General features: G+C 36.1%; 20 protein-coding genes and 1 pseudogene. 18 read left to right on the top strand and 3 right to left on the bottom strand.

The window, feature by feature from the left end:
• Positions 1-14: 14 nt before the first annotated feature.
• Positions 15-1,643: an acyl-CoA carboxylase subunit beta gene (locus tag LB467_RS16585; protein WP_224475169.1), complete on the bottom strand. Its 1,629-nt coding sequence runs from the start codon at positions 1,641-1,643 to the stop codon at positions 15-17.
• A gap of 177 nt (positions 1,644-1,820) precedes the next feature.
• Here LB467_RS16585 and LB467_RS16580 point away from each other — a divergent pair, with 177 nt between their 5' ends.
• The 3 genes from LB467_RS16580 to ettA all read left to right on the top strand — a co-directional run bounded on the left by LB467_RS16580 (position 1,821) and on the right by ettA (position 4,242).
• Complete coding sequence (locus tag LB467_RS16580) at positions 1,821-2,000, top strand: CAL67264 family membrane protein (protein WP_057481994.1); 180 nt, start codon at positions 1,821-1,823, stop codon at positions 1,998-2,000.
• A 10-nt stretch (positions 2,001-2,010) separates the two neighbouring features.
• On the top strand, positions 2,011-2,484 hold the full coding sequence (locus tag LB467_RS16575) for a DinB family protein (protein WP_224475168.1): 474 nt from the start codon (positions 2,011-2,013) through the stop codon (positions 2,482-2,484).
• 66 nt (positions 2,485-2,550) lie between these two features.
• The gene (gene ettA / locus LB467_RS16570) at positions 2,551-4,242 is read left to right on the top strand and encodes an energy-dependent translational throttle protein EttA (RefSeq protein ID WP_224475167.1); all 1,692 of its coding nucleotides are present in this window, start codon (positions 2,551-2,553) and stop codon (positions 4,240-4,242) included.
• A gap of 190 nt (positions 4,243-4,432) precedes the next feature.
• Here the strand turns inward: ettA and LB467_RS16565 are convergent, their stop codons facing one another.
• Both LB467_RS16565 and LB467_RS16560 read right to left on the bottom strand, forming a co-directional pair.
• Positions 4,433-4,690 (bottom strand): DUF1456 family protein, encoded by a 258-nt coding sequence (locus LB467_RS16565; RefSeq protein WP_224475166.1) that lies wholly within the window; start codon positions 4,688-4,690, stop codon positions 4,433-4,435.
• 34 nt (positions 4,691-4,724) lie between these two features.
• Positions 4,725-6,014, bottom strand: a complete 1,290-nt coding sequence (locus LB467_RS16560) for a DUF2254 domain-containing protein (protein WP_224475165.1) — start codon at positions 6,012-6,014, stop codon at positions 4,725-4,727.
• A 178-nt stretch (positions 6,015-6,192) separates the two neighbouring features.
• On the opposite strand from LB467_RS16560, the gene LB467_RS16555 reads away from it, so the two are divergent.
• The 15 genes and pseudogenes from LB467_RS16555 to LB467_RS16485 all read left to right on the top strand — a co-directional run bounded on the left by LB467_RS16555 (position 6,193) and on the right by LB467_RS16485 (position 22,231).
• Entirely contained in the window at positions 6,193-6,636 is a 444-nt protein-coding gene (locus LB467_RS16555) for an Hsp20/alpha crystallin family protein (RefSeq protein WP_224475164.1), read from the top strand.
• A 201-nt stretch (positions 6,637-6,837) separates the two neighbouring features.
• The gene (locus LB467_RS16550) at positions 6,838-7,530 is read left to right on the top strand and encodes an outer membrane beta-barrel protein (RefSeq protein WP_224475163.1); all 693 of its coding nucleotides are present in this window, start codon (positions 6,838-6,840) and stop codon (positions 7,528-7,530) included.
• 104 nt (positions 7,531-7,634) lie between these two features.
• Positions 7,635-8,357: an MCP four helix bundle domain-containing protein gene (locus LB467_RS16545; RefSeq protein WP_224475162.1), complete on the top strand. Its 723-nt coding sequence runs from the start codon at positions 7,635-7,637 to the stop codon at positions 8,355-8,357.
• 725 nt (positions 8,358-9,082) lie between these two features.
• Positions 9,083-10,195 carry a GDP-mannose 4,6-dehydratase gene (gmd, locus tag LB467_RS16540; protein WP_224475161.1) on the top strand — a complete coding sequence of 371 codons (1,113 nt, stop codon included), beginning with the start codon at positions 9,083-9,085 and terminating at the stop codon, positions 10,193-10,195.
• Positions 10,196-10,221: 26 nt separating this feature from the next.
• Positions 10,222-11,352 carry a GDP-L-fucose synthase family protein gene (locus tag LB467_RS16535; protein WP_224475160.1) on the top strand — a complete coding sequence of 377 codons (1,131 nt, stop codon included), beginning with the start codon at positions 10,222-10,224 and terminating at the stop codon, positions 11,350-11,352.
• A gap of 66 nt (positions 11,353-11,418) precedes the next feature.
• Positions 11,419-12,768, top strand: a complete 1,350-nt coding sequence (locus LB467_RS16530; RefSeq protein ID WP_224475159.1) for a lipopolysaccharide biosynthesis protein — start codon at positions 11,419-11,421, stop codon at positions 12,766-12,768.
• Positions 12,769-12,892: 124 nt separating this feature from the next.
• Positions 12,893-13,978 (top strand): hypothetical protein, encoded by a 1,086-nt coding sequence (locus LB467_RS16525; RefSeq protein WP_224475158.1) that lies wholly within the window; start codon positions 12,893-12,895, stop codon positions 13,976-13,978.
• A complete protein-coding gene (locus LB467_RS16520; RefSeq protein WP_224475157.1) occupies positions 13,965-14,981 on the top strand; it encodes a glycosyltransferase family 2 protein in 1,017 nt (338 codons plus the stop codon). The genes LB467_RS16525 and LB467_RS16520 overlap by 14 nt, the downstream gene beginning before the upstream one ends.
• Positions 14,915-16,081: a glycosyltransferase family protein gene (locus tag LB467_RS16515; RefSeq protein WP_224475156.1), complete on the top strand. Its 1,167-nt coding sequence runs from the start codon at positions 14,915-14,917 to the stop codon at positions 16,079-16,081. The genes LB467_RS16520 and LB467_RS16515 overlap by 67 nt, the downstream gene beginning before the upstream one ends.
• Before the next feature lie 3 nt (positions 16,082-16,084).
• Positions 16,085-16,678: an acyltransferase gene (locus LB467_RS16510; RefSeq protein WP_224475155.1), complete on the top strand. Its 594-nt coding sequence runs from the start codon at positions 16,085-16,087 to the stop codon at positions 16,676-16,678.
• A gap of 12 nt (positions 16,679-16,690) precedes the next feature.
• Positions 16,691-17,926, top strand: a complete 1,236-nt coding sequence (locus LB467_RS16505) for a glycosyltransferase family 4 protein (protein WP_224475154.1) — start codon at positions 16,691-16,693, stop codon at positions 17,924-17,926.
• Between the two features lie 6 nt (positions 17,927-17,932).
• On the top strand, positions 17,933-19,216 hold the full coding sequence (locus LB467_RS16500; RefSeq protein WP_224475153.1) for a hypothetical protein: 1,284 nt from the start codon (positions 17,933-17,935) through the stop codon (positions 19,214-19,216).
• 10 nt (positions 19,217-19,226) lie between these two features.
• Entirely contained in the window at positions 19,227-20,405 is a 1,179-nt protein-coding gene (locus LB467_RS16495) for a glycosyltransferase (protein WP_224475152.1), read from the top strand.
• 68 nt (positions 20,406-20,473) lie between these two features.
• Positions 20,474-21,574: a glycosyltransferase gene (locus tag LB467_RS16490; protein ID WP_224475151.1), complete on the top strand. Its 1,101-nt coding sequence runs from the start codon at positions 20,474-20,476 to the stop codon at positions 21,572-21,574.
• A 216-nt stretch (positions 21,575-21,790) separates the two neighbouring features.
• Positions 21,791-22,231: pseudogene (locus LB467_RS16485) on the top strand (glycosyltransferase family 2 protein).
• Positions 22,232-22,339: the final 108 nt, after the last annotated feature.

The raw sequence follows: 22,339 nt of genomic DNA, 5'->3' as shown, positions 1-22,339 counted from the left end.
ATTCATTTTGAAGATTACGTTTGAATCACCCCTAAATTAAAATCTTTTTCGATTGGCGCGTGGTTGGCGGCTTCAATCCCCATAGAAATCCATTTTCTGGTGTCTAAAGGATCTATCACTGCGTCTGTCCATAAACGAGCTGCTGCATAATAAGGCGAAGTTTGTTCGTCATAGCGTGCTTTAATAGCTTCAAAAACTTCTTTTTCTTTTTCTTCGTCAACTTTTTCGCCTTTTTTCTCCATCGATGCCGTTTCAATTTGTGCTAAAACCTTGGCGGCTTGTGTACCGCCCATTACAGCGAGTTCTGCACTTGGCCAGGCAGCGATTAGTCTTGGGTCGTATGCTTTTCCGCACATAGCGTAATTTCCGGCACCATAAGAATTCCCCATAATAATGGTGAATTTTGGTACTACCGAGTTACTTACCGCACTTACCATTTTAGCACCGTCTTTAATAATACCACCGTGCTCGCTTTTGCTGCCAACCATAAATCCTGTTACATCCTGAAGAAAAACCAGCGGGATTTTTTTCTGGTTACAGTTTGCGATAAAACGGGTGGCTTTATCAGCCGAATCAGAATAAATTACCCCGCCAAATTGCATTTCTCCTTTTTTGGTTTTTACGATTTTTCGTTGATTGGCAACGATTCCCACGGCCCAGCCATCAATCCTGGCATAGCCGGTAATAATGGTTTGCCCGTAGCCTTCTTTATATTCTTCAAATTCTGAACCGTCTACCAGACGGGAAATAATTTCCCTAACATCATACTGGTCGCTACGTTTTTTGGGTAAAATTCCGTAGATATCTTCCGGGTTTTCTTTCGGTTTTACGGCTTTTTTATGGCTAAATCCGGCTTTGTCGAAATCGCCCATTTTATCCATGATATTCTGAATTCGGGTAAGCGCGTCTTTATCGTCTTTCGCTTTATAATCGGTAACCCCACTAATTTCGCTATGCGTGGTAGCCCCACCCAGGGTTTCGTTATCTACAGTTTCGCCAATGGCGGCTTTTACGAGGTAGCTTCCGGCAAGAAAAATACTTCCGGTTTTTTCAACGATTAAGGCTTCATCGCTCATAATTGGCAAGTAAGCACCACCAGCAACACAACTTCCCATAACCGCTGCAATTTGGGTAATTCCCATACTACTCATCACGGCATTATTTCTAAAAATCCTTCCGAAGTGTTCTTTATCCGGGAAAATTTCATCCTGCATCGGTAGATAAACCCCGGCGCTGTCCACTAAATAAATTATAGGAAGTCGGTTTTCAATCGCTATTTCCTGGGCTCGAAGGTTTTTCTTTCCGGTAATAGGAAACCAGGCTCCCGCTTTTACGGTAGCATCATTAGCTACAACTATACATTGTTTCCCGGATACATAGCCCATTTTAACGACCACGCCACCTGAAGGGCAGCCGCCGTGTTCTTCGTACATTCCTTCCCCGGCGAAAGCACCTATTTCAATGGAATTTGATTTATCGTCGAGCAAAAAATCAATACGTTCACGTGCGGTCATTTTTCCTTTGGCGTGGTGTTTTTCGATGCGCTTTTCACCACCCCCAAGTTTTACGCGTTTAAGTTTATGATTTAATGAAGAAACCAAAAGTTTATTATGGTCTTCATTTTTATTGAATTTCATATTCATATATTTTTATTTTTTAAATTCTGAAATTAGAAATATCTTTTAAATAGGTAGAAATATTATCAAAATTTCAGTAATTTTTAAATTTAAAGCTGTCTTTTGGCTAAAATACAAAATAGAGTGAATTCTACTTATGGTTTAGGAATGTAAAATACCCGATATTTGTTTAAAACCTTAAATATGGGAATGAATAAAAATACCATTTTCGCCTGGGCATCTTTTGCCTTGTTTATAATTGGTGCCGCTATAATTTTACTGGGTGTCCTAAAATACAGGGAATACGCCATTGGCTTTTCAGTAGTGGGAATTGGTTTTTTCGCTATTTCCTGGGCATTTAACGCATTAAAAGGGAGAATTTAAAATAGGTAGAATGTCAAATTCAGCACAGAGAGAACAATTAATAAAACATTTAAAAGGTGGCGAGGCTTTTATGCCTTTAGAGCATTTTATAGATGATATTCCTTTCGAAAAATTAGGCGAACGGCCGCAAAACCTGCCGTATTCCTTTTACGAACTTTCTTATCATATTGTTTTTGCCCAAAAAGATATTTTGGAATTTTCTATTTACGAAGATTATAAAACCTCAAAATGGCCCGATGACTACTGGCCTAAGGAGTCGGCTCCCCAAACAGAAGAAGCCTGGGAAAAGCTGAAAAAGAATTATTTTGATGACCGGGACACTTTAAAAAACTTCATTTTAGATGTTGACAACGATTTAAATCATCCGGTTAAAAATTCCGAAGAGCATACTTTACTGCGTGAAATTTTACTGGTTGTAGAGCATACGGCCTACCACACTGGGCAAATGCTAATCATCTTGCGCTTACTGGGGCTTTATAAATAATTGATTCTAATTCTGACTTTATTTTCAGATATTTGCATTCCTAAAATAGCATAAAAATTACAATATATGGCAGACGATAAAAAAGTGATTTTTTCAATGTCTGGGGTGACCAAGACTTTTAAAAATGCGAATACCCCGGTTTTGAAAAATATATACCTTAGTTTTTTCTATGGTGCAAAAATCGGGATCCTCGGTTTAAACGGTTCAGGTAAATCTACTTTACTTAGAATTATTGCCGGCGAAGATAAAAACTACCAGGGAGATGTGGTTTTCTCCCCGGGTTATACCATTGGATACCTTGAACAGGAACCAAAGGTAGATGAAGATAAAACCGTTCTTGAAGTTGTAAAAGAAGGAGTTGCCGAAACAGTGGCTATTCTCGATGAATACAATAAAATTAACGATCAGTTTGGGTTACCCGAGGTTTATGAAGATGCCGATAAGATGCAGAAGCTTATGGATAAGCAGGCTGCACTTCAGGATAAAATAGATGCTTCAAACGCGTGGGAGTTGGATACCAAGCTGGAGATAGCGATGGATGCTTTGCGAACTCCTGAAGCCGATAAAAAGATTTCGGTACTTTCAGGAGGGGAAAGAAGAAGAGTGGCACTTTGTCGCTTGTTGCTTCAGGAACCTGATATTTTACTTTTAGATGAGCCTACAAACCACCTTGATGCCGAATCGGTACACTGGTTGGAGCATCACCTGGCGCAGTATAAAGGGACTGTGATCGCGGTAACGCACGACCGTTATTTCCTTGATAATGTTGCCGGATGGATTTTAGAACTGGACAGGGGAGAAGGTATCCCGTGGAAAGGAAATTATTCTTCCTGGTTAGACCAAAAGTCTAAACGTATGGCGCAGGAACAAAAGCAAGCCAGCAAACGTCAAAAAACTTTAGAGCGAGAACTGGAATGGTCTAAAATGAATCCTAAAGGAAGACAGGCTAAACAGAAAGCCCGTTTAAATAATTACGATAAGTTGTTAAGCCAGGATGAAAAGAAAATGGACGAGCAACTGGAAATTTATATTCCAAATGGGCCAAGACTTGGTACCAATGTGATTGAAGCGAATGGTGTTAGTAAAGCTTTTGATGATAAACTGCTGTATGAAGATTTGAATTTTAAACTTCCGCAGGCAGGAATTGTAGGTGTAATTGGACCAAACGGTGCAGGTAAAACCACCATCTTTAAAATGATTATGGGGGAAGAACGACCCGATAAAGGAAGTTTTGAAGTTGGGGAAACCGCGAAAATCGCTTATGTAGATCAGGCTCATTCTAATATTAATCCTGAAAAAACTATTTGGCAGAACTTTAGCGACGAACAGGAATTGATCATGATGGGTGGTCGCCAGGTGAATTCAAGAGCTTATTTAAGCCGATTTAACTTTAGCGGAAGCGAACAAAACAAGAAAGTGAATATGCTTTCTGGTGGTGAGCGAAACCGACTTCATTTAGCGATGACCTTAAAAGAAGAAGGAAACGTGTTGCTACTGGATGAGCCTACCAACGATCTAGATGTAAACACCCTTAGAGCGCTGGAAGAAGGTTTGGAAAACTTTGCGGGATGTGCTGTAGTTATTTCTCACGACCGTTGGTTCCTGGATAGGATTTGTACACATATTCTAGCTTTTGAAGGAGATTCGCAAGTATATTTCTTTGAAGGAAGCTTCTCAGATTACGAAGAAAATAAGAAAAAGCGTCTTGGTGGCGATATTATGCCGAAACGTATTAAGTATAAGAAATTGGTGCGATAAGCTAGCGTCACCCTGAATTTATTTCAGAGCCTGCCCCGATTTTTATCGGGGGTCTAACATGATTTAATTATTAAGAACTTAGATTCTGAAACAATCCCGAAAGCTTTCGGGACAGAATGACGTAAAAATTATTGGACCTCACAGGTTTTCAAAACCTGTGAGGTCTTTTTATTTGGAACTGTAAGAAAGATTATTCTTTCTCTGATTTCTTTTCCTTTTTTGGCGGCATAGGACCGCGGAGATGGATAATGAGTCCGTTTAGAAAATTCCGAAGAAATTGATCGCCGCATTCTACATATTTCGGATGATCTTCTGCTCTAAAAATAGCACCAATTTCACTTTTGGTAACTTTAAAATCTACCAAAGAGCAAATCTTTACAATATCGTCGTCCCGCAATTTGTGAGCGACTCTTAACTTTTTGAAAATATCGTTGTTTGTTAATCCCATAGCGCAAATTTAGGTTTTTTCTGAAGTACTGCTTTTAATTTTCCAGGTTTAATTGCTTTTCAATAGCCTTTATTTTTTTGATATCTGCTTCATTCTTCATAGCCGATTTAGCATCAGAGATAAGGTTTTTAGCTTCGGTTTTCAGGGCTTCATAATACTTTTCATTAATCGCTTTTTGAGATTCTAGATAGTAAAACATCATTCCAAGTTTCTGAACAATGATAATATCATGTTTGCAATAAGTCCGTATAGAGGCCATAACCTGGTATAAAAGTTCGTCAAAACTTACGCTTCGCATTTTTACTAAAATTTGATCATCTGACTTTAGAATTTGTTTATCAACCTTTTGCATTCTCAAAGCCAGTAATTCGGTTAAATAATCCAGGGCATTTAAAGCGGTTCCGGGATCGTTAACTCCAGGAGACATTGCTTTTACTATAACTTCTGCAATTTGTTTAAAAGCCAGAACATAGCTGGTATTTACCATCTCGCCCCGGGCAAGATTAAAATTTGAAAGTATTTTATTTACGGTCTCTTCATCAAGTTCCTTTTTCGATTTAAAGAGTGGGATTCCGCTTAAAATAAAAATTCCCTTTACCGGTAAGATTTCTATCTGGGTTTCATTTTCCCGGCATATATCCAGGAGGTTATTGGAAGATAAATCCTGAAAATAACCACTTTTTTCTGAATGATAATTATACCAGTCATCTGTATCAGGGAAATCCTGTTGCTCGTTTTCTTGATTTTTTAGCAAAAAATTTAAACGCGTTTTAGCCTGATTATAGATGCGGTCCAGGATATTGTTAATCTGAATGCTTTGGGAAATATTATGAATAAAATATATAAAAGCTGCAATACAAACCACCGTAAATAAAATCCCCAACAACACCGAAAACCCGGGTGTTTGATATGATCCTTCTTCTGGCTGAATGGAAACCGCTACGAAAATACAATATATAATTGTTGCCAAATATGTCCCCAATATAACCTGATGATTTTTATCAGAAATTAATCCTGGTAGCAATCTTGGGGAGTAATTACTCGCAGCCTGATTTAAAAGAACCATCACCATAGAAAAGCTGAAAACCATCATAGAAATGAGGCCGGTAATACAAACAGATAGAATGCTAAGAGCGGTATTACCATTGTCTACTACTAACATTGGGATATGCTCTAAGAGATATCTGGAAGCGCCCTGATTTTCGATGTAAATAAGTAAAAAAGCTATAAGAAAACCGAAAATTGCAAAAACACTGGGATAAAATGCAATTTTGTTCTGAAGATTGGAAAATAGAATATAGATACGGTTAAAAAAATGTTTCATTAGTTTTTACTGGAAAGTTACTCAAATCTCTTTGGAAATGGACTTAATTAATAAAATTGACATAATGACACGATAATTCCGAATTAAAATGCCAAAAAGGCGTAAAATTCTAATTGGAATTTAAATTGCTAATATTTTTTCAGAAAACAATAAAGTATAACCTTAAAAAATAAAAGTCATGAGTTTAATTAAAAGAAACGAAGCCAATTGGCTGCCTTCGGTTTTCGACGATATGTTTAAAACCGATTGGTTAGGGGGAACTACAAATGTAAACAGCATTGGAACCAGTATTCCGGCGGTCAACATTCAGGAAACCGAGGATAATTTTAGTGTTGAAGTTGCCGCACCGGGAATGGCGAAAGATATGTTCAACATTGAGCTGGATAACGATGTATTAACCATTTCTTCTGAAGACAAAAAAGAAAAAGAAACTACAGAGAAAAATGGAAGATACACCAGGAAAGAATATAGCTACAGCAACTTTAAAAGAGCTTTTAGTTTGCCCGATTCTGTAGATAGCGAAAAGATCTCTGCTGCTTATAATGACGGAGTTTTGGAAATTCTACTTCCAAAGCGGGAAGAAGCTAAAGTGCAGGCTAAAAGAATGATAGACATTTCCTAATTTGAGTGTTTAATTTGTTTAGTTGCAAAGCGTCCTAAAAAGGGCGCTTTTTTTATGCGGAATATTATGAAACTCAAAATTACCAGGAACTTATATACGCAATTAAATATTTATGCGTTAAAAAGAAACCGGGAACTCTATGATTATTTTAGATTATTGATATATTTACCCGCAAAGAACAGACCTACTAAATCTATTTTTATGAACAGATATTTTCTACTAATTTTTATAAGCATTTTCTGCGTGTCTATCACTCAGGCCCAGGAATACAGTTTCGGAGTAAAAGGAGGAGCTAATTATGCGACTACTGCCGGGACAATTACCGGGGAAAGTTCAGGAGCAGGTTTCTTTGATGGAACTGTGGAGGCCGAATCTAAAATTGGTTTTCACGCCGGTGCATTTTTTGAACTTCGTTTTGGGAAATTCTTTGTAAGGCCAGAAGTAATGTATAATTCTATCGAAACAGAATTCGCTTTTCCTCGTGAAGCCTCAATTTATGCAGTAGAAAAATTGAGTATCCCTTTACTTTTTGGATATAATGTCTGGGGACCCATAGATGTTTATGCCGGTCCTGCCTATCAAAATATTCTTAATGCGAGTTTAGAGGGAACAGAACCTCAAACCAAGACTATCGTAGTTCAAAATACACCTTTGGCAGCTCAGGCCGGGGTTAAAGCAAGAATAGGTAGATTCGAACTGGGTATAAGATATGATCGTTCCCTGGCTTCTGAAGAAACTGACCCTACTTTAGATATTGTTAACGGCCAATACGGTATAAACAGAGCTCCTTTTAATGATATGAGACTTCACCAGGTCTTAGTCAGCCTTAGCTTTAAAATAGGCGACAGTGAATCTAATACAGGACGCAGGAGAGGAAGAGGTTGCTATTTCTAGCAGAAAATTATTTTAAGAAAATTAAAGAGCCTTAGTTGATGATTTTTCAATTAAGGTTTTTTTATTTGCGAAATTATTAAAATAAGTGGCTTAAAATCATTAAATTGATAGATGTATTTACCTGGTTAAATCTTACTGAAATGAAAGATCTTTATTCCATAAAGCCTGAAAAACGTAAACGCCTTATTTTAATACTGAGCGCTTTTTTTGCGCTTTTGCTAATTACAGAATTAATAGAAAGAAGGAGTTTAAAAAGTATAGATAAAGATTTTTCTTCTCTTTACCAGGATAGATTGTTACCTGCATCACAAATTTATAAGCTCTCGGAGTTGTTGCACGAAAAAAGGATGTTATTTGAAGATATAAAGGACGATGGTAATTTGGTAGCCGATGTAAATTTAGAGGAAATTAAAGCCTACAATTCCCAAATCGATCAGGTGCTTAAAGATTATGGGCAAACTTATTTAGTAGCCCGGGAAGAGGTTTATTTTGAGGATTTTAAAAAACATTATGAAGAATATTTGATTTTAGAAAAAACCATTTTTAAGAATTTAAAAGAAAAAGATCTAAGCCCTGCGATCTATCTAATTAATAAAAATGCAGACGATTATTTCAAAATCTTAAATCTCGATCTTCATAACATCGCCAGTATTCAGCCAGAAGTTGGAGAGCAGCTAATGGCTCATTATAAATCCAGCACCGGACTTACTTCTCTGTTATATTATTTTAAAATAGCCCTCACCATTCTTATAGGTATTTTTGTATTGCGTCTTCTTGGCCTGGAACATTTACTTCGTCACCCTAAACAAAATTTTGAGTTGAATTAATCCCTCGTTGAGGGTTTAACCCGTCTGAATGGAATTTATTTCGAGCAGGTTCCCCGTGGCCTGCCCGAATCATTCAGGCGGGATTGCCTCGAATTTTTTTAAAGTATTTCCCAATCAATTCCTCGTAAGCTTGCCCCGAAGTTTTTGAATCTCCCCCAGATTGGTACTGTAGGAAATTTCTCTACTTCTATATGTTAATCCAGAACTTTTAGATTTAAAAAGACAGCCTTTCATGATTAAGATGCCTTCTTATTTCTTCAAGATATATTCATTTTTCAGATTAAAATAGAAGGATTTCCCTTATAGGTAATTACAATAATATTAAATAACAGGCACAAAATCAGCTATTTATAAGTATGCACGTTAACAAAATATTTGGTATTATATCGAAAATCAATTTTAAGTAAAACTTTTATCTGTAGTTTTACTTAAAGATTAGATGCCTCTACCGTCTAATTATCTCCCCCCCACCTTATTTCTATTATAATTAAATCCTTAAGCGAAAAATCCCCAAATGTTGATTTCGTAATGCCATTATTATTTGAAATATTTAAAATAAGAATCTTGAAGTCCCCTCTTCTATATTATTTAAATCCCCCAGTCAAACTTTATAAATATTAAGTAATTCCATTAATGTGAGTTACGGCGGCGAAGCCATGTTTAAACCAAATACTTCAGCTTAAAATATAGCTGGGGTATCATAATCACAGTTTAAAATAAGACCAATGAAGAAAGCTTTAATCACCGGGATTACCGGCCAGGACGGGGCATATTTAAGTGAATTTTTGCTTAATAAGGGATATTTGGTACATGGTATCAAAAGAAGGGCATCTCAGTTTAATACTGATAGAATAGATCATTTATATCAGGATCCTCATGAAACTCATCGCAATTTTATCCTGCACTATGGCGATATGACCGATAGCACCAATTTGATAAGCCTTATTCAGTTGATTCAACCAGATGAAATCTATAATCTAGCGGCAATGAGCCACGTAAAGGTTTCTTTTGAAATTCCGGAATATACAGCTAATACCGATGGGATAGGAACCCTTAGAATACTCGACGCCGTTAGGTTGTTAGGTTTGGAAAAGAAGACGCGAATTTACCAGGCTTCAACATCAGAACTATATGGAAAAGTACAGGAAGTTCCGCAGTCTGAAACCACACCTTTTTATCCGCGTAGCCCCTATGCGGTTGCTAAATTATATGCCTATTGGATGACGGTAAATTATCGGGAAGCCTATAATATGTTTGCGTGTAATGGGATCTTATTTAATCATGAATCCCCTATTAGGGGCGAAACCTTTGTTACCCGTAAAATAACCCGTGCCGTTGCCAGAATTGCTTTAGGTCTGCAGGATAAAATTTTTCTTGGAAATTTAGATGCACAACGGGATTGGGGCCACGCTAAAGATTATGTGAGAATGATGTGGATGATCTTACAGGCCGATGAGCCCGAAGATTGGGTGATAGCTACCGGAAAGACCACCAGTGTTCGAGAATTTGTAAGAATGGCCTTTGCTGAAGTAGGAATAGAAGTGGCATTTAAAGGGATTGGTATAAACGAAAAAGGCTATGTAGCTTACTGTAAAAATCCAGATTTTCAAATAGTATCAGGAACCGAAATTCTTGCTGTAGACCCCAGGTATTTTAGGCCTACCGAGGTGCAATTGCTTATTGGGGATGCTTCAAAAGCAAAAAATAAATTAGGCTGGGTGCCGGAATTTGAATTACAGGACCTTATAAAAGAAATGGTAGAAAGCGATCTCATGTTAATGAAGAAAGAACAATACTTAAGGGAGGTTGGTTTTCCTGTGATGAATTATTACGAGTAGAAATTATTGAGAAATTTAGTGAATAGATGAAAAAAAATGCCAAAATATATGTAGCAGGACATCAGGGATTGGTAGGATCTGCAATTTATTCGAACCTAAAGAAAAAAGGTTACTCCCGGCTCATTACAAGAACTCATAAAGAGCTGGATCTAATAGATTGCCATGCAGTGGAGGAATTCTTTGAGTCTGAGAAGCCCGAATTTGTCTTTCTTGCAGCAGCTAAAGTTGGAGGGATTGTAGCCAATAACACTTATCGTGCAGAGTTTATTTATGAAAATTTAATGATTCAGAGCAATGTTATTCACCAGGCTTTCCGTCATGGAATCAAAAAGCTATTGTTTCTGGGTAGTACCTGCATTTATCCCAGGGATAGTCCTCAGCCAATAAAAGAGGAATATCTTTTAACAGACATCCTGGAATACACCAACGAGCCTTATGCTATAGCCAAAATTGCGGGTATAAAAATGTGTGAAAGTTATAATTTACAATACGGGACCAATTTTATCTCTGTGATGCCTACCAATCTTTATGGCCCGGGAGATAATTTTGATTTAGAAACTTCACACGTTTTGCCTGCTTTGATCAGAAAAATTCATTTAGGAAAGGCTTTGGAAGAAAATGATTGGGAAACAATTTCCGATGATTTTAACAGAAGACCCATAGAAGGCATTGATGGTAGCCAGGGAAGAAGTGAAATGCTTGAGGTTTTAAGAAAATACGGAATAAAAGCCTTGTCCAATAATGAAGAGTATTTTTATCAGGTTGAAGTAGAAATTTGGGGCAGCGGAAAGCAGATCAGAGAGTTTTTGTGGAGTGACGATATGGCCGAAGCCTGTGTTTTTTTAATGGAAAATGTTAATTTTTCCGATTTAATTCCCCTGGATCAAACAAAAGATGAAATCAGGAATACTCAAATCAATATTGGTACGGGAAGAGAGATCACTATTGCCCATCTGGCAGAAATAGTAAAAATTATTTTAAAATTTAAGGGAGAACTTTTCTTTAACACGGATAAACCTGAAGGCACAGCACGTAAACTTACCGATGTTTCAAAACTAAAAGCTTTAGGTTGGAAGTATGAGGTAGAACTTGATGAAGGGGTAAACAGATTATACAGGTGGTATAAATCCAGTATAAATCGTTCTGTAATTAGATGACCTATAGGTGTTAGTTTCAAAAATCACTATATAATCTTCTGTTATTTATAAGGATTCTTCAATGACATGTTTAAAAATAATTCAATTACAGAAAGGTTTAAAAAAACTAATGAAGAAGAGAAGAAAACTTACCGTGAGAACCCTGTTCTTTCCAAAATCATTCAATGGAGTAAGTTAATAAGTATTACTGCAGGAGCACAGCTGTTAATTCAAGCTCTTGGTTTTATCAGTGGGATCTTAATAATTCGTCTCTTGCCGGTAGAGGAGTATGCTTTTTATACATTAGGCAACACTATCCTTGGTACTATGGTAGTTTTGGCAGATGGAGGGATTGCTACAGGAGTGACAGCCATATATGGTAGGGTATGGAAAACAAAAAAAGAAGCAGGTCGTGTGGTAATTTCGGGTCTCGAACTTAGAAAGAAATTTGCTGTAATAAGTTTAATAGTAGGTATTCCTGTTTTATTTTTCCTGCTTAGACATCACAATGCATCCTGGCTTCTTGCAACATTAATGGTTCTTTCATTAATTCCTGCTTTTCTCAGTTCCCTTTCAGCCACCATTTATGAAATACCCCTTCTTTTTCATCAGGAGATTGTTCCTCTACAAAAGAATCACCTCAAGGTAAATGTTGGGAGACTGATTCTTCTTTTTGCCACAGTTTTTATTTTTCCGTGGGCCTTTATGGCAATATTGGCTGGTGGAATCGCCCAATTCGCAGGAAATTTAGGCCTGAAAAAATTAGCTGGTAAACGAATTAACTGGGCTCAGGATCCAGATCCTTTAATGAAAAAGGAAATGCTTGGGTTTGTTAAAAAGCTGATGCCAGGAGCTATTTATTACTGTGTTTCCGGACAGATAACCGTTTGGCTAATTTCTGTGTTTGGTGCAACAAATACAATCGCAGAAATTGGAGCATTAGGTCGTTTAGCTATGATTCTTACAATTGTTTCTAGTGTCTTTCATACTGTAATAACACCTCGTTTTATCAAACTGAAAAATAAAAAAAATCAACTCTTAAAAAAGTATTTGATGATCATTCTGGCACTTATATTTCTCTCAATAGGTATCCTTCTTTTATTCTGGATATTTTCAACTCAAGCTTTAGAAATATTGGGTAGCACTTATGAGGGACTTGAAAGAGAACTTGTATTGTTCCTTGGTGCTAGCTGTTTGGAATTGATTGTGGGTATTTGCTTTGTTTTAAATTCCAATAAGGGATGGCTCGTTAATCCCTATATAAACATTTTGGTAGGAATTTCCAGTATCTCCATGGGAATTGTGCTTTTTGACATTTCTACCCTGAACGGGATCTTATTGTTCAAGTTATTTTCTGCCTTTGTGATATTTCTGTTTTACGTGATTTTTGGAATTAGCAGTATTTTAAAATTACCTAATTCAAAAATAGTATCGTAAGATTAATAAGAACTGGAATATTCCGGTTTTTAGACTTAAATATTAAACACATTTTGTGGATTCAGAGCCTCTCTTTAATGAAAAGGTTTAATATTCCAGGTAAAACAATTTAAATATTATTAGAATGAGTAATGAAAAAGTTACATTTTTTTTCCCGCGTTTTTCTACCTACTACACTATTGAAGAACTGAATTTGGAAGATCATCAATTCTTTTCATCCTGGAAACACCTTACACTTAGAACCTGGATCATACAAACCTATTTAAGATTAAAAGAGTTAAATCTCAACGTTCATATTTCTGAAAGCTGGCCGGAGGAAGGGACTGTAGTTTTATTATCAGATAAAGAATCAATGGGAAGTTTAAAGGCTAATTTTTCAAAAATTAACAAACAGGTGAATATTATTACCATAAGAGCAGATGAAATTCAATGGAGGCCATTTTATACAGATATTGAAATAGTTCAGAATGGTTTATTTGCAAATGATAAAGACTGCTTTTTTATACCTCATTGGCCTCAGCCTGGTATTATAAAAAGGGATCCCAATAGAAAACAGGAAATTAAAAATATCGTTTTTAAAGGAGGGAAAGGTAGCCTTGACAGCATATTTTATTCAGAGAGATGGGATCACGAAATAAAGAAAAGAAATTTAAATTTTATTTGTAATACAGAGCATACTTTAACCGATTGGGCAAATTACTATGAAGCTGATTTGACATTAGCCGTAAGGCCCCAGTTTGGTGATAAATATAAACGTTCAGATAAACCAGCTTCAAAATTAGTGAATAGTTGGTTTGCAAAGGTTCCGGCAATTTTAGGAGAGGAATACCCATTTAAGGAGTTAAGAAAATCCAATCTGGATTATTTGGAAGTCAATACTTTAAAACAAGCTGTTGAAGCCATTGATCTCCTCATTGCAGATAGACAACTTTACCAAAATATGGTTGATAATGGTATTATGCGATCACAGGAATTTTCAACAAATAAAATTGCTGAAAAATGGAAGAATTTATTATTTGAAATCGTGCCGAAAGTAAGGGAGGAGACTAAATATAAAAGATCCAGGATGTTCAGGGGAAACAATAGAAAAATTTATCATTTCATCACCAGGGAGCAGACCAGTTTTGAGTATAAAAAGCGAATAGGTAGTATTTACAGGAGTTTTTTTTATAAACCAGCTAATAAGGAGGAAAGCAATGTCAACAATTAGAGATAAAAAAATAATCGTTCTAACTCCGGTGAAAAATGAAGCCTGGATCTTAGAAAGATTTTTGCAGGTTACAAGTATTTTTGCTGATCATATAATAATCGCGGATCAAAATTCTACCGATGGTTCTCTGGAGATCTATTCCAGGTATCCCAAAGTTATTTTAATCAATAATAAGAATTCGAAATACAACGAAAGTGACAGACAGTTGCTTCTGATAACTACTGCCAGAAAATTATTTGGAACTGGAAATATTCTTTTAGCTATTGATGCCGACGAGATTTTAGCGGCAAATGCTATGGAAACAATGGATTGGAAGCGAATGATGAGGGCGAAACCTGGTACTATCCTTTATTTCGAGAAACCCACTCTTTATAAAAACACTCAATGTGTAATTAGGTATGATGGGGGTGGGTGGCCTTTAGGATATGTGGATGATGGAGCTGCACACCTTCCTTCAGTAATTCACAGTGTTAGGATACCTACTCCTAAGAATGCTGAAAAATTATATTTAGATGAAATAAAATTTCTGCATTATGCTTTAGTACGTTTAGATGCCCAGGCTTCAAAACAGAGGATGTATAGCGTTTTGGAAAATATAAAAAAAACAAAAAAATTAAGATTTAGAAGACGTGTCTATAATTCAAATCTGGATTTTAGTCGGGAAGGAGACCGGCGTGAAAACTCCAAAATGAGGTGGTTTAAGGGATGGGAAGAGAAAGGAATAGACATGCACACCGTTAAAACATCAAAATATTACTGGTATGATTTTGAGGTAGTAAACCTATTAGATCAATATGGCACCTATAGATTTTGGTGGGATGATATTTGGAATTTTGATTGGGAAAATTTTCGGCGGTATGGAATAGAAGAAAACTTACTGGATAAATCCATTAAACCCATCCGTAAACCCTCGCCACTATTTCTCTGGTTAATGAAATGTTACTTCCAAAGCCTCGATTATGCAATATTTACATTCAAAAACCTATCCAGGCAGCAAAAATAATTATTGGCGTGAAAATTACCTTTCTATGCGGTTGTCTTGAACCCGGCAGGGATGGAGTGGGAGATTATACTCTTAGATTGGCCATGGAATTAATAAAAAATGGTCATAAGGTTAGTATAGTATCCTTAAATGACCATTTCCTACCAAAAAATTCATTTGAAGTACTGGAGCAAAATCTTATACCTGTCATTAGAGTTCGATTAGGAAATAAACAGATCCAGATTTTATCTAAGGTAAAAAGGTATATAGAAGAATGGGATCCGGAGTGGTTAAGCTTACAGTTTGTGCCATTTTCCTTTCACAAAAAAGGATTGCCAATAAAACTTGCAAGTCAACTGAATAAACTTGGTAAAGGTAGGCGTTGGCATATTATGTTTCATGAATTATGGGTTGGTATGGATAATAAAGATTCATTTAAGCTTAAATTATTAGGCAGCTTACAGAAACACATCGTGAAAAAAACCATTGACATATTGGTACCAGAAATAATTAATACTCATACTCGGCTTTATCTGTCAAAACTGGATAAAATGGGGTGTAAATCGGATCTTTTACCCTTGTTTGGTAATATTCCAATTTTATTTCAATCGGAAGAGAAAAGGAATGGGATTATTAATATAGCTGTTTTTGGAGGAATTCATCCGGGAGCTAAATTAAAGAAATTTATTAATGAAGTTCCAAAAGCCAACAAATACAAATTTCATTTCATTGGCAGTAATGGGCCGGAGCAGGGGAATTGGGTAGCAACATTAACCAAAAATAATGTGGATTATCAGTTACATGGGTGGTTAGGGATTGAGGAAATTTCTAAGATATTATCCAAATGTCAATGGGGAGTTACCAGTACGCCCTATTATTTAAGCGAAAAAAGTGGTTCTACCGCAGCAATGTTAGAACATAATTTAATTGTTTTTTGTATAGCCCGTAAATGGAACCCCAGAGATATAAAGGTTGAAGTTTTAGCTAATGATGCTATAATTAAGTGGAAAACCACTCTTGATATGGAATCATTCATAAAGTGTAAGAGATACAAATCAGAAAATAATATAGAGGTAATTGCTGAAAATTTTATTAATAGATTGAAAACCAAACAAGTTTAAGGCATGGCATCTGTTGGTTATTTATGGAAGAATAGGGCTAAATTCCATGTTTGGGGTATTGATTTTTATAGGGCATGGGCCAAGAGAATTTTAACTTTCCAGGAAGTTGTGGAAAGAAATTCCAGAAGGACAAAATTGATAAGAAGTGGGGCAGTCATCGATGAAACATCAGAAATTGGAGTGATTAAAACCGATGGGAACAAAGGTAATTTAGTAATAGAAGCAAATTCAATTTTAGGAAGGGTTGAACTGGCTTTGCACGATCAAATAAAAATAGGAAAAAATGTGTGCATTAATGACGGGGTAAAATTATTAAGTGGTTCACACAACATCAATGATCCTGTTTGGGGACTTATTAAAAAGCCAATATTTATTGATGATTATGTTTGGATAGCCACAAATGCCATTATTTTACCAGGTGTTTCTATTGGAAAAGGAGCAGTGATTGGTGCAGGTGCTGTTGTTAGTAGGAATGTTGAACCATTTTCAATTATGGTTGGTAATCCGGCGAAACCGCTTTCTAAGAAGAGGGATGCCATTTTAAAATACAATCCCTGCAAATTTTTAGCGGGAAACAGGGCCTGGTTAGTTGGATAATTATTCTGAGAAATGAAAAAAAAGACTGTAATTATTTCACATCCAACAGGGAATGTCAATGTTCGGGAAGTTGCAGACGCCCTGGCAATAGCTGGGATTCTCGAAAAATTTTATACCTGTATTGCAGTATTTCAAAACACTTTCCTCTATTTACTATCGAAATATGGTCCTTTAAAGGAATTTCGCAGAAGATCTTTTCCTTCAAAGTTAAAACCATTTACCTGTACAAGACCTTTTCTGGAGTTGGGCAGAATGGCTTCCCAAAAATTAGGGTATCAAAACGCATTGAAGCATGAGAAAGGAATGTTTTGTATCGATAAGATTTATATTGATCTGGATTCAGGTGTTTCTAAAAAATTAAAGAATAACAGCGCTGTATATGCATATGAAGATGGTGCATTTGAAAGTTTTAAAAGGGCAAGATCCAATGGAATAATATGTTTATATGATTTGCCTACCGGATATTGGAGGGCACACACCAAATTCCTGGAAAAGGAAAGAATAGAACGCCCGGAATGGGCAACGACGTTTACATCTTTTAAGGATTCAGATTTTAAACTTAAAAGAAAAGATAAAGAATTGAGCATGGCTGATGCAATTTTTGTAGCCAGCAACTTTACGAAAAAAACCCTGGAGTTATTCCCGGGCCAGTTGGCTCCAATTCACATTGTTCCCTATGGATTTCCAGAAGTTTATAGGAATAGGAAATATGAAGATATAGCAAATCGGAAATTAAAATTATTATTTGTAGGAGGTTTATCTCAATCAAAAGGGATAGCCAATCTCTTTGAAGCGGTGAATTATTTGGGCGATCGCATAGAGTTAACGATTGTGGGTCGTAAAGTAGTCCAGGGATGTATTCCTCTTGAAAAGGAACTAAAAAAGCACAACTGGATACCTTCCCTGCCAAACGATCAAATTTTGAGTTTAATGCGAACCCAGGATGTTTTTGTCTTTCCTTCTTTATTTGAAGGATATGGACTTGTAATAGCAGAAGCAATGTCCCAGGGCACACCGGTAATTACTACAACCAGAACTTGTGGGATCGATTTTATTAAAAATGGTGAAAACGGTTGGTTGATAGAACCGGGGGATACCCAAGAGTTAGTAAAAATAATAGAACATATTTTAGCTTATCCTGAAATTGTACCTCAGGTTGGAAAAGCAGCTATTGATACAGCTGCAGAATCTCCCTTTTCTTTATATGGGAAGAAAATGGTGGAAATTATAAATGAGATTCTAAAATAGAACCGGATGTTGGATGAAAAAGTTTTAAAAAAATTAAAGCGTGGGGTCTGGATCTATTTTTTTCTTTTAATTTTCGAAGGAGCTTTAAGGAAATGGGTATTACCCGGTTTGTCGGAACCTCTATTGCTTATTAGGGATCCATTGGCTCTATGGCTACTTTTTAAAGCTTATCAGCAGGGTGTGTGGAAGCCAAATGTTTACGTGCTTATCATATGGGGGGTTTCAATATTGGCATTTTCTCTTGCTTTGGTCCTGGGTCACGGTAATATAATGGTCGCAATTTTTGGAATTCGTATTACCTTAATACAATTTCCAATCATATTTTTAATAGGTTCTGTTTTTACTAAAAAAGATGTTTTACAATTAGGAGAGGTTTTACTCTGGATGAATATTGGAATGACACTCCTGGTTGCTTTTCAATTTTTTAGTCCCCAAAGTGCATTTATTAACAGGGGAGTTGGAGGAGATCTGGAAGGTTCTGGTTTTGGTGGTGCTGCCGGGTTTTTTAGAGTTCCGGGAACTTTTTCATTTACCAATGGACTCGCCTTTTTTTATGGATTGGCTGCAGCTTATATTTTTTATTTTTGGGTATCCAAATATGGCGGAAAAGGCTTCCGTATTCTTTTACTTATTTCTACTATAGCGCTATTAGCTGCGATTCCATTAAGTATTAGCAGGACGGTATTGTTTCAGATTATAATTACAATTATTTTCCTACTTGTAATTTCTGGAAGAAATATTAAAATGCTTCCCAGATTAACTATTGCCATAGTGGCTGTAGGCTTACTACTATCTACTATGAAGGACATATCCTTCTTTAAAACAGCTAATAAAGCTTTTACTGAGCGTTTAACAACAGCTAATGAAATCGAAGGAGGCATGGAGGGCGTTGTTGTAGATAGATTCCTGGGGGGGATGTATGGAGCAATTAAAGATGAGTCTTTCCCTTTCTGGGGAATGGGCTTAGGAATGGGAACAAATGCCGGCGCTAAGATTCTCACCGGAAAAAGAGGAGATGGTGTCTTTTTAATCTCTGAAGCAGAATGGGGGCGGGTAATTGGAGAAATGGGCGTAATTCTGGGTTTCACATTTATTGCATTAAGGGTAAGTCTTATTATTCTGTTTTTTAAAAAATCCTGGAAAGTATTAAGTACAGGAAATAAACTACCATGGATGCTTTTGAGCTTTGGCATGTTTATTATCCTGCAAGGGCAGTGGGCGCAACCTACAACTTTAGGATTTAGCGTTTTAATAGGAGGATTGATTCTGGCTTCACTAAGAAATAAATAATAATGTACTAATGAATATTGTAATCTTTACCCATCCGGCTATTCGCAATTTCCAGAGTATAGGACGTTACACTAAGATGCTTGCTACAGGTATGAAGCAAAGAAAGCATAAGGTGAGAATTATTACATCAAAAAATTATTTTAGCCGTTTACCTCATCCAAAAAGTATTGATAAATGGCTTGCATATCTGGATCAATACCTGATATTTCCACTTCAATTTAAAAGAAATAAAAAATCATATTCTCCTAAAACCTTATTTGTATTTGCTGATCAGGCTTTAGGACTTTGGATCCCTCTTATTGGTAATCGACCCCATATAATACATTGTCATGATTTTATGGCTCAAAGATCGGCTCTGGGACAAATTTCTAACAATAAGGTTGGAATCACCGGAAAACTATACCAGTATTTTATTAGAATGGGATATCGACAAGGGAAAAATTTTATTTCAATATCTAATAATACTCAACAAGATTTGCATAAATTTTTGAATGGTCAACCCACCTTATCCGAGGTTGTTTATAACGGTTTTAACCAGGAATTTAAGCCGGTAGATAATAAAAATATTCCAATGATATTAAGTAGAGAGTTGGGTATAGGATTAAAAAATGGCTTCATTCTTCATGTAGGAGGCAACCAATTTTATAAAAACAGGAAAGGAGTGGTGGAAATCTATAATAGTTGGAGGCGTGTTACTGAAAAACACCTGCCTTTAATCATGGTAGGAGCTCCCCCCGATGATACTCTGAAAACAATATGGAAAGATTCTCCTTTCGCAGATGATATTCATTTCATTGAAAATGCCTCAGATAATATTTTAAAAATGTGTTACCAGGCGGCAAGTATTCTCTTGTTTCCTTCCTTAAATGAGGGCTTTGGATGGCCTATAGCTGAAGCGTTGGCTAGCGGTTGCCCGGTAATTACTACCAACAAAGCTCCAATGACAGAAGTAGGTGGAAATTGTTGTACTTATATTCCATCGTATCCTGAAGAAAAACAATCCCAGGAAGAATGGGCTTATCTGGCAGCCGAGAAACTTGAGATAGTTTTAAATCTTTCTGAAAAGGAGCTTTCTGAACTGAAACGCGCAGGTTTGAAATATTCCTCAAGATTCAATACAAATAACACACTGGATAGAATTGAAACTTTATATAAGGGTGTTTTACAAAATCATTTGCAGGAAAGCTAATACCCCAGTTTGACATTATAAATGTCGCTGGCACTTGGTTGGATGGAAAAATCTAGAAATAATTGGATATGAAAATTCTTCATTTTATTGGTTCTATTGACAAAAATTCCGGTGGAACTGCTACCTATATTCAGCTACTGTCTGCAGAGTTAATAAGATATACAGATCTGGTAGTTGTTACATCCAGAACTTCAAATCCTTTGGAATTAAAAGGGGTTAAAGTGTATGAACTGGATTTAGGTTTGTCAAGATGGTGGTCACTTAAAAAAGAATTTGAAAAAATTTTAAAAAGTGAGAATCCAGATATGGTGCATATTAATGGAATATGGGATCCCCAAAACTGGCTATTTCAGCAGGTATGTATTAAACAAAAAATTAAGGTTCTTTTATCTCCTCACGGGATGCTGGAGCCATACATTCTAAAAAGAAATTTTTTGAAGAAGAGACTGGCCCTGGGGCTATATCAAAAAAAAGCTATACAATCTGTAGATTATTTACATGCCACAGCTTCAGCAGAGCTTTCTAATATAAGAAACATGGGATTTAAAAAGCCAGCAAAAATTATTGCCAATGGTCTGGATATTTCAGAAATAAAAAAGAAGGAATCAGCTTTGTCAAAGAGTCCATATTTAAATATTCTTTTCCTTTCCCGCATTCACCCTAAAAAAGGGATTGAATTGTTAATTGATGCTGTAAGTCAGCTTAAAAACGAAAAATTCAATGTAATAATCGCGGGTGAGGGAGATCAGAATTATATTCAAAATCTTATAAAACTATCTATTGCAAAAGAAGTGTATCATAAAATAAGATTTCTTGGTGGGGTTTACGGCCAGGATAAGTGGGAGCTCTATAAAAAGGCAAATTTATTTGTTCTTCCTACTTATAGCGAAAATTTTGGTATCGTTATAATCGAAGCACTTGCAGCAGGAGTGCCGGTAATAACCACAAAAGGCACTCCCTGGAAGGAGCTGGAGACTTACGACTGTGGATGGTGGATTGACCTAAGCGTGGAAAATCTTTCAACTGCGCTTCATCAAGCTATTTATACATCCCGGGAAGAATTAATTTGTATGGGTCAACGGGGAAGGAAGTTGGTGGAAGAAAAGTATGACAACAAAGTGGTGGCAAAAGAAATGTTTGAGTTTTATAAGAATGTTCTTTGTAGTTGAACTTAGTTTTAAATGAAACATCATGTGGATAATATCTCTTAAGCAGGAAGGTGCTTATATGGATGCTACTCCAGATTGCCACGGAAGAGTGTGCTAAAAGAATATTATAACCATATGTAATGAGCATAACGGAAACCCAATACAAACTCTAATGAACCCGCCCGCTAGCGCACGGATATATGCGAAAGAGACCAATAAAAACAATAGTATTTACCTATGAAAGTATCTGTAATTATTCCTGCTTATAATGCAGAAAAATGGATTGAAAGATGCGTTCAAAGCATTATCAAGCAAACCTATAAAAACCTGGAAATAATAGTTTTAAATGACGGCAGTAGATGGTACCATGAATATTCTTAATGACTTTGCAAAAATTGATGACAGAATGATACAGGAACTTACCTCAGTAGAAAAGAAGGACTTCAGAAATCAACCGGTGATGTTATATTTAATGCAGATGCAGATGATTTTCTGGAACCTGATGCTCTTAAACTTCTTGTTAGTAAAATGATAGAAACCAAGGCAGATATGGTAATTGGTAATCATTACGAATTGAAAAATGGCAGGAAGAAGATAATCCGAAACAAGGTGCCACAATTACAGAATCAGCTCGAGCTTGTAAAAAGTTTACTTAATAACACTAGTGTCCGGTTATAAATTAAACATTTTCAGTTGGTTATAATCGTCATTAATATTCTTTCTGTATTCTTTATTGTTAAGTAGTTGATTTATAGTTACTTTCTCAAAGAGGCTAATACTCAAAAT

It is taken from the genome of Salegentibacter tibetensis (genome assembly GCF_020164485.1).
Lineage (GTDB): Bacteria > Bacteroidota > Bacteroidia > Flavobacteriales > Flavobacteriaceae > Salegentibacter > Salegentibacter tibetensis.
Note: the sequence above shows the minus strand (reverse complement) of the source record. Positions and strands in the feature narration are given on the sequence as shown.

What these genes read in the sequence shown, in the direction of transcription:
- LB467_RS16585 (WP_224475169.1), bottom strand. Translation starts at nt 1,643, where the DNA reads ATGAATATGAAATTCAATAAAAATGAAGACCATAATAAACTTTTGGTT.
- LB467_RS16580 (WP_057481994.1), top strand. Translation starts at nt 1,821, where the DNA reads ATGGGAATGAATAAAAATACCATTTTCGCCTGGGCATCTTTTGCCTTG.
- LB467_RS16575 (WP_224475168.1), top strand. Translation starts at nt 2,011, where the DNA reads ATGTCAAATTCAGCACAGAGAGAACAATTAATAAAACATTTAAAAGGT.
- ettA (WP_224475167.1), top strand. Translation starts at nt 2,551, where the DNA reads ATGGCAGACGATAAAAAAGTGATTTTTTCAATGTCTGGGGTGACCAAG.
- LB467_RS16565 (WP_224475166.1), bottom strand. Translation starts at nt 4,690, where the DNA reads ATGGGATTAACAAACAACGATATTTTCAAAAAGTTAAGAGTCGCTCAC.
- LB467_RS16560 (WP_224475165.1), bottom strand. Translation starts at nt 6,014, where the DNA reads ATGAAACATTTTTTTAACCGTATCTATATTCTATTTTCCAATCTTCAG.
- LB467_RS16555 (WP_224475164.1), top strand. Translation starts at nt 6,193, where the DNA reads ATGAGTTTAATTAAAAGAAACGAAGCCAATTGGCTGCCTTCGGTTTTC.
- LB467_RS16550 (WP_224475163.1), top strand. Translation starts at nt 6,838, where the DNA reads ATGAACAGATATTTTCTACTAATTTTTATAAGCATTTTCTGCGTGTCT.
- gmd (WP_224475161.1), top strand. Translation starts at nt 9,083, where the DNA reads ATGAAGAAAGCTTTAATCACCGGGATTACCGGCCAGGACGGGGCATAT.
- LB467_RS16535 (WP_224475160.1), top strand. Translation starts at nt 10,222, where the DNA reads ATGAAAAAAAATGCCAAAATATATGTAGCAGGACATCAGGGATTGGTA.
- LB467_RS16530 (WP_224475159.1), top strand. Translation starts at nt 11,419, where the DNA reads ATGTTTAAAAATAATTCAATTACAGAAAGGTTTAAAAAAACTAATGAA.
- LB467_RS16525 (WP_224475158.1), top strand. Translation starts at nt 12,893, where the DNA reads ATGAGTAATGAAAAAGTTACATTTTTTTTCCCGCGTTTTTCTACCTAC.
- LB467_RS16520 (WP_224475157.1), top strand. Translation starts at nt 13,965, where the DNA reads ATGTCAACAATTAGAGATAAAAAAATAATCGTTCTAACTCCGGTGAAA.
- LB467_RS16515 (WP_224475156.1), top strand. Translation starts at nt 14,915, where the DNA reads ATGTTACTTCCAAAGCCTCGATTATGCAATATTTACATTCAAAAACCT.
- LB467_RS16510 (WP_224475155.1), top strand. Translation starts at nt 16,085, where the DNA reads ATGGCATCTGTTGGTTATTTATGGAAGAATAGGGCTAAATTCCATGTT.
- LB467_RS16505 (WP_224475154.1), top strand. Translation starts at nt 16,691, where the DNA reads ATGAAAAAAAAGACTGTAATTATTTCACATCCAACAGGGAATGTCAAT.
- LB467_RS16500 (WP_224475153.1), top strand. Translation starts at nt 17,933, where the DNA reads ATGTTGGATGAAAAAGTTTTAAAAAAATTAAAGCGTGGGGTCTGGATC.
- LB467_RS16495 (WP_224475152.1), top strand. Translation starts at nt 19,227, where the DNA reads ATGAATATTGTAATCTTTACCCATCCGGCTATTCGCAATTTCCAGAGT.
- LB467_RS16490 (WP_224475151.1), top strand. Translation starts at nt 20,474, where the DNA reads ATGAAAATTCTTCATTTTATTGGTTCTATTGACAAAAATTCCGGTGGA.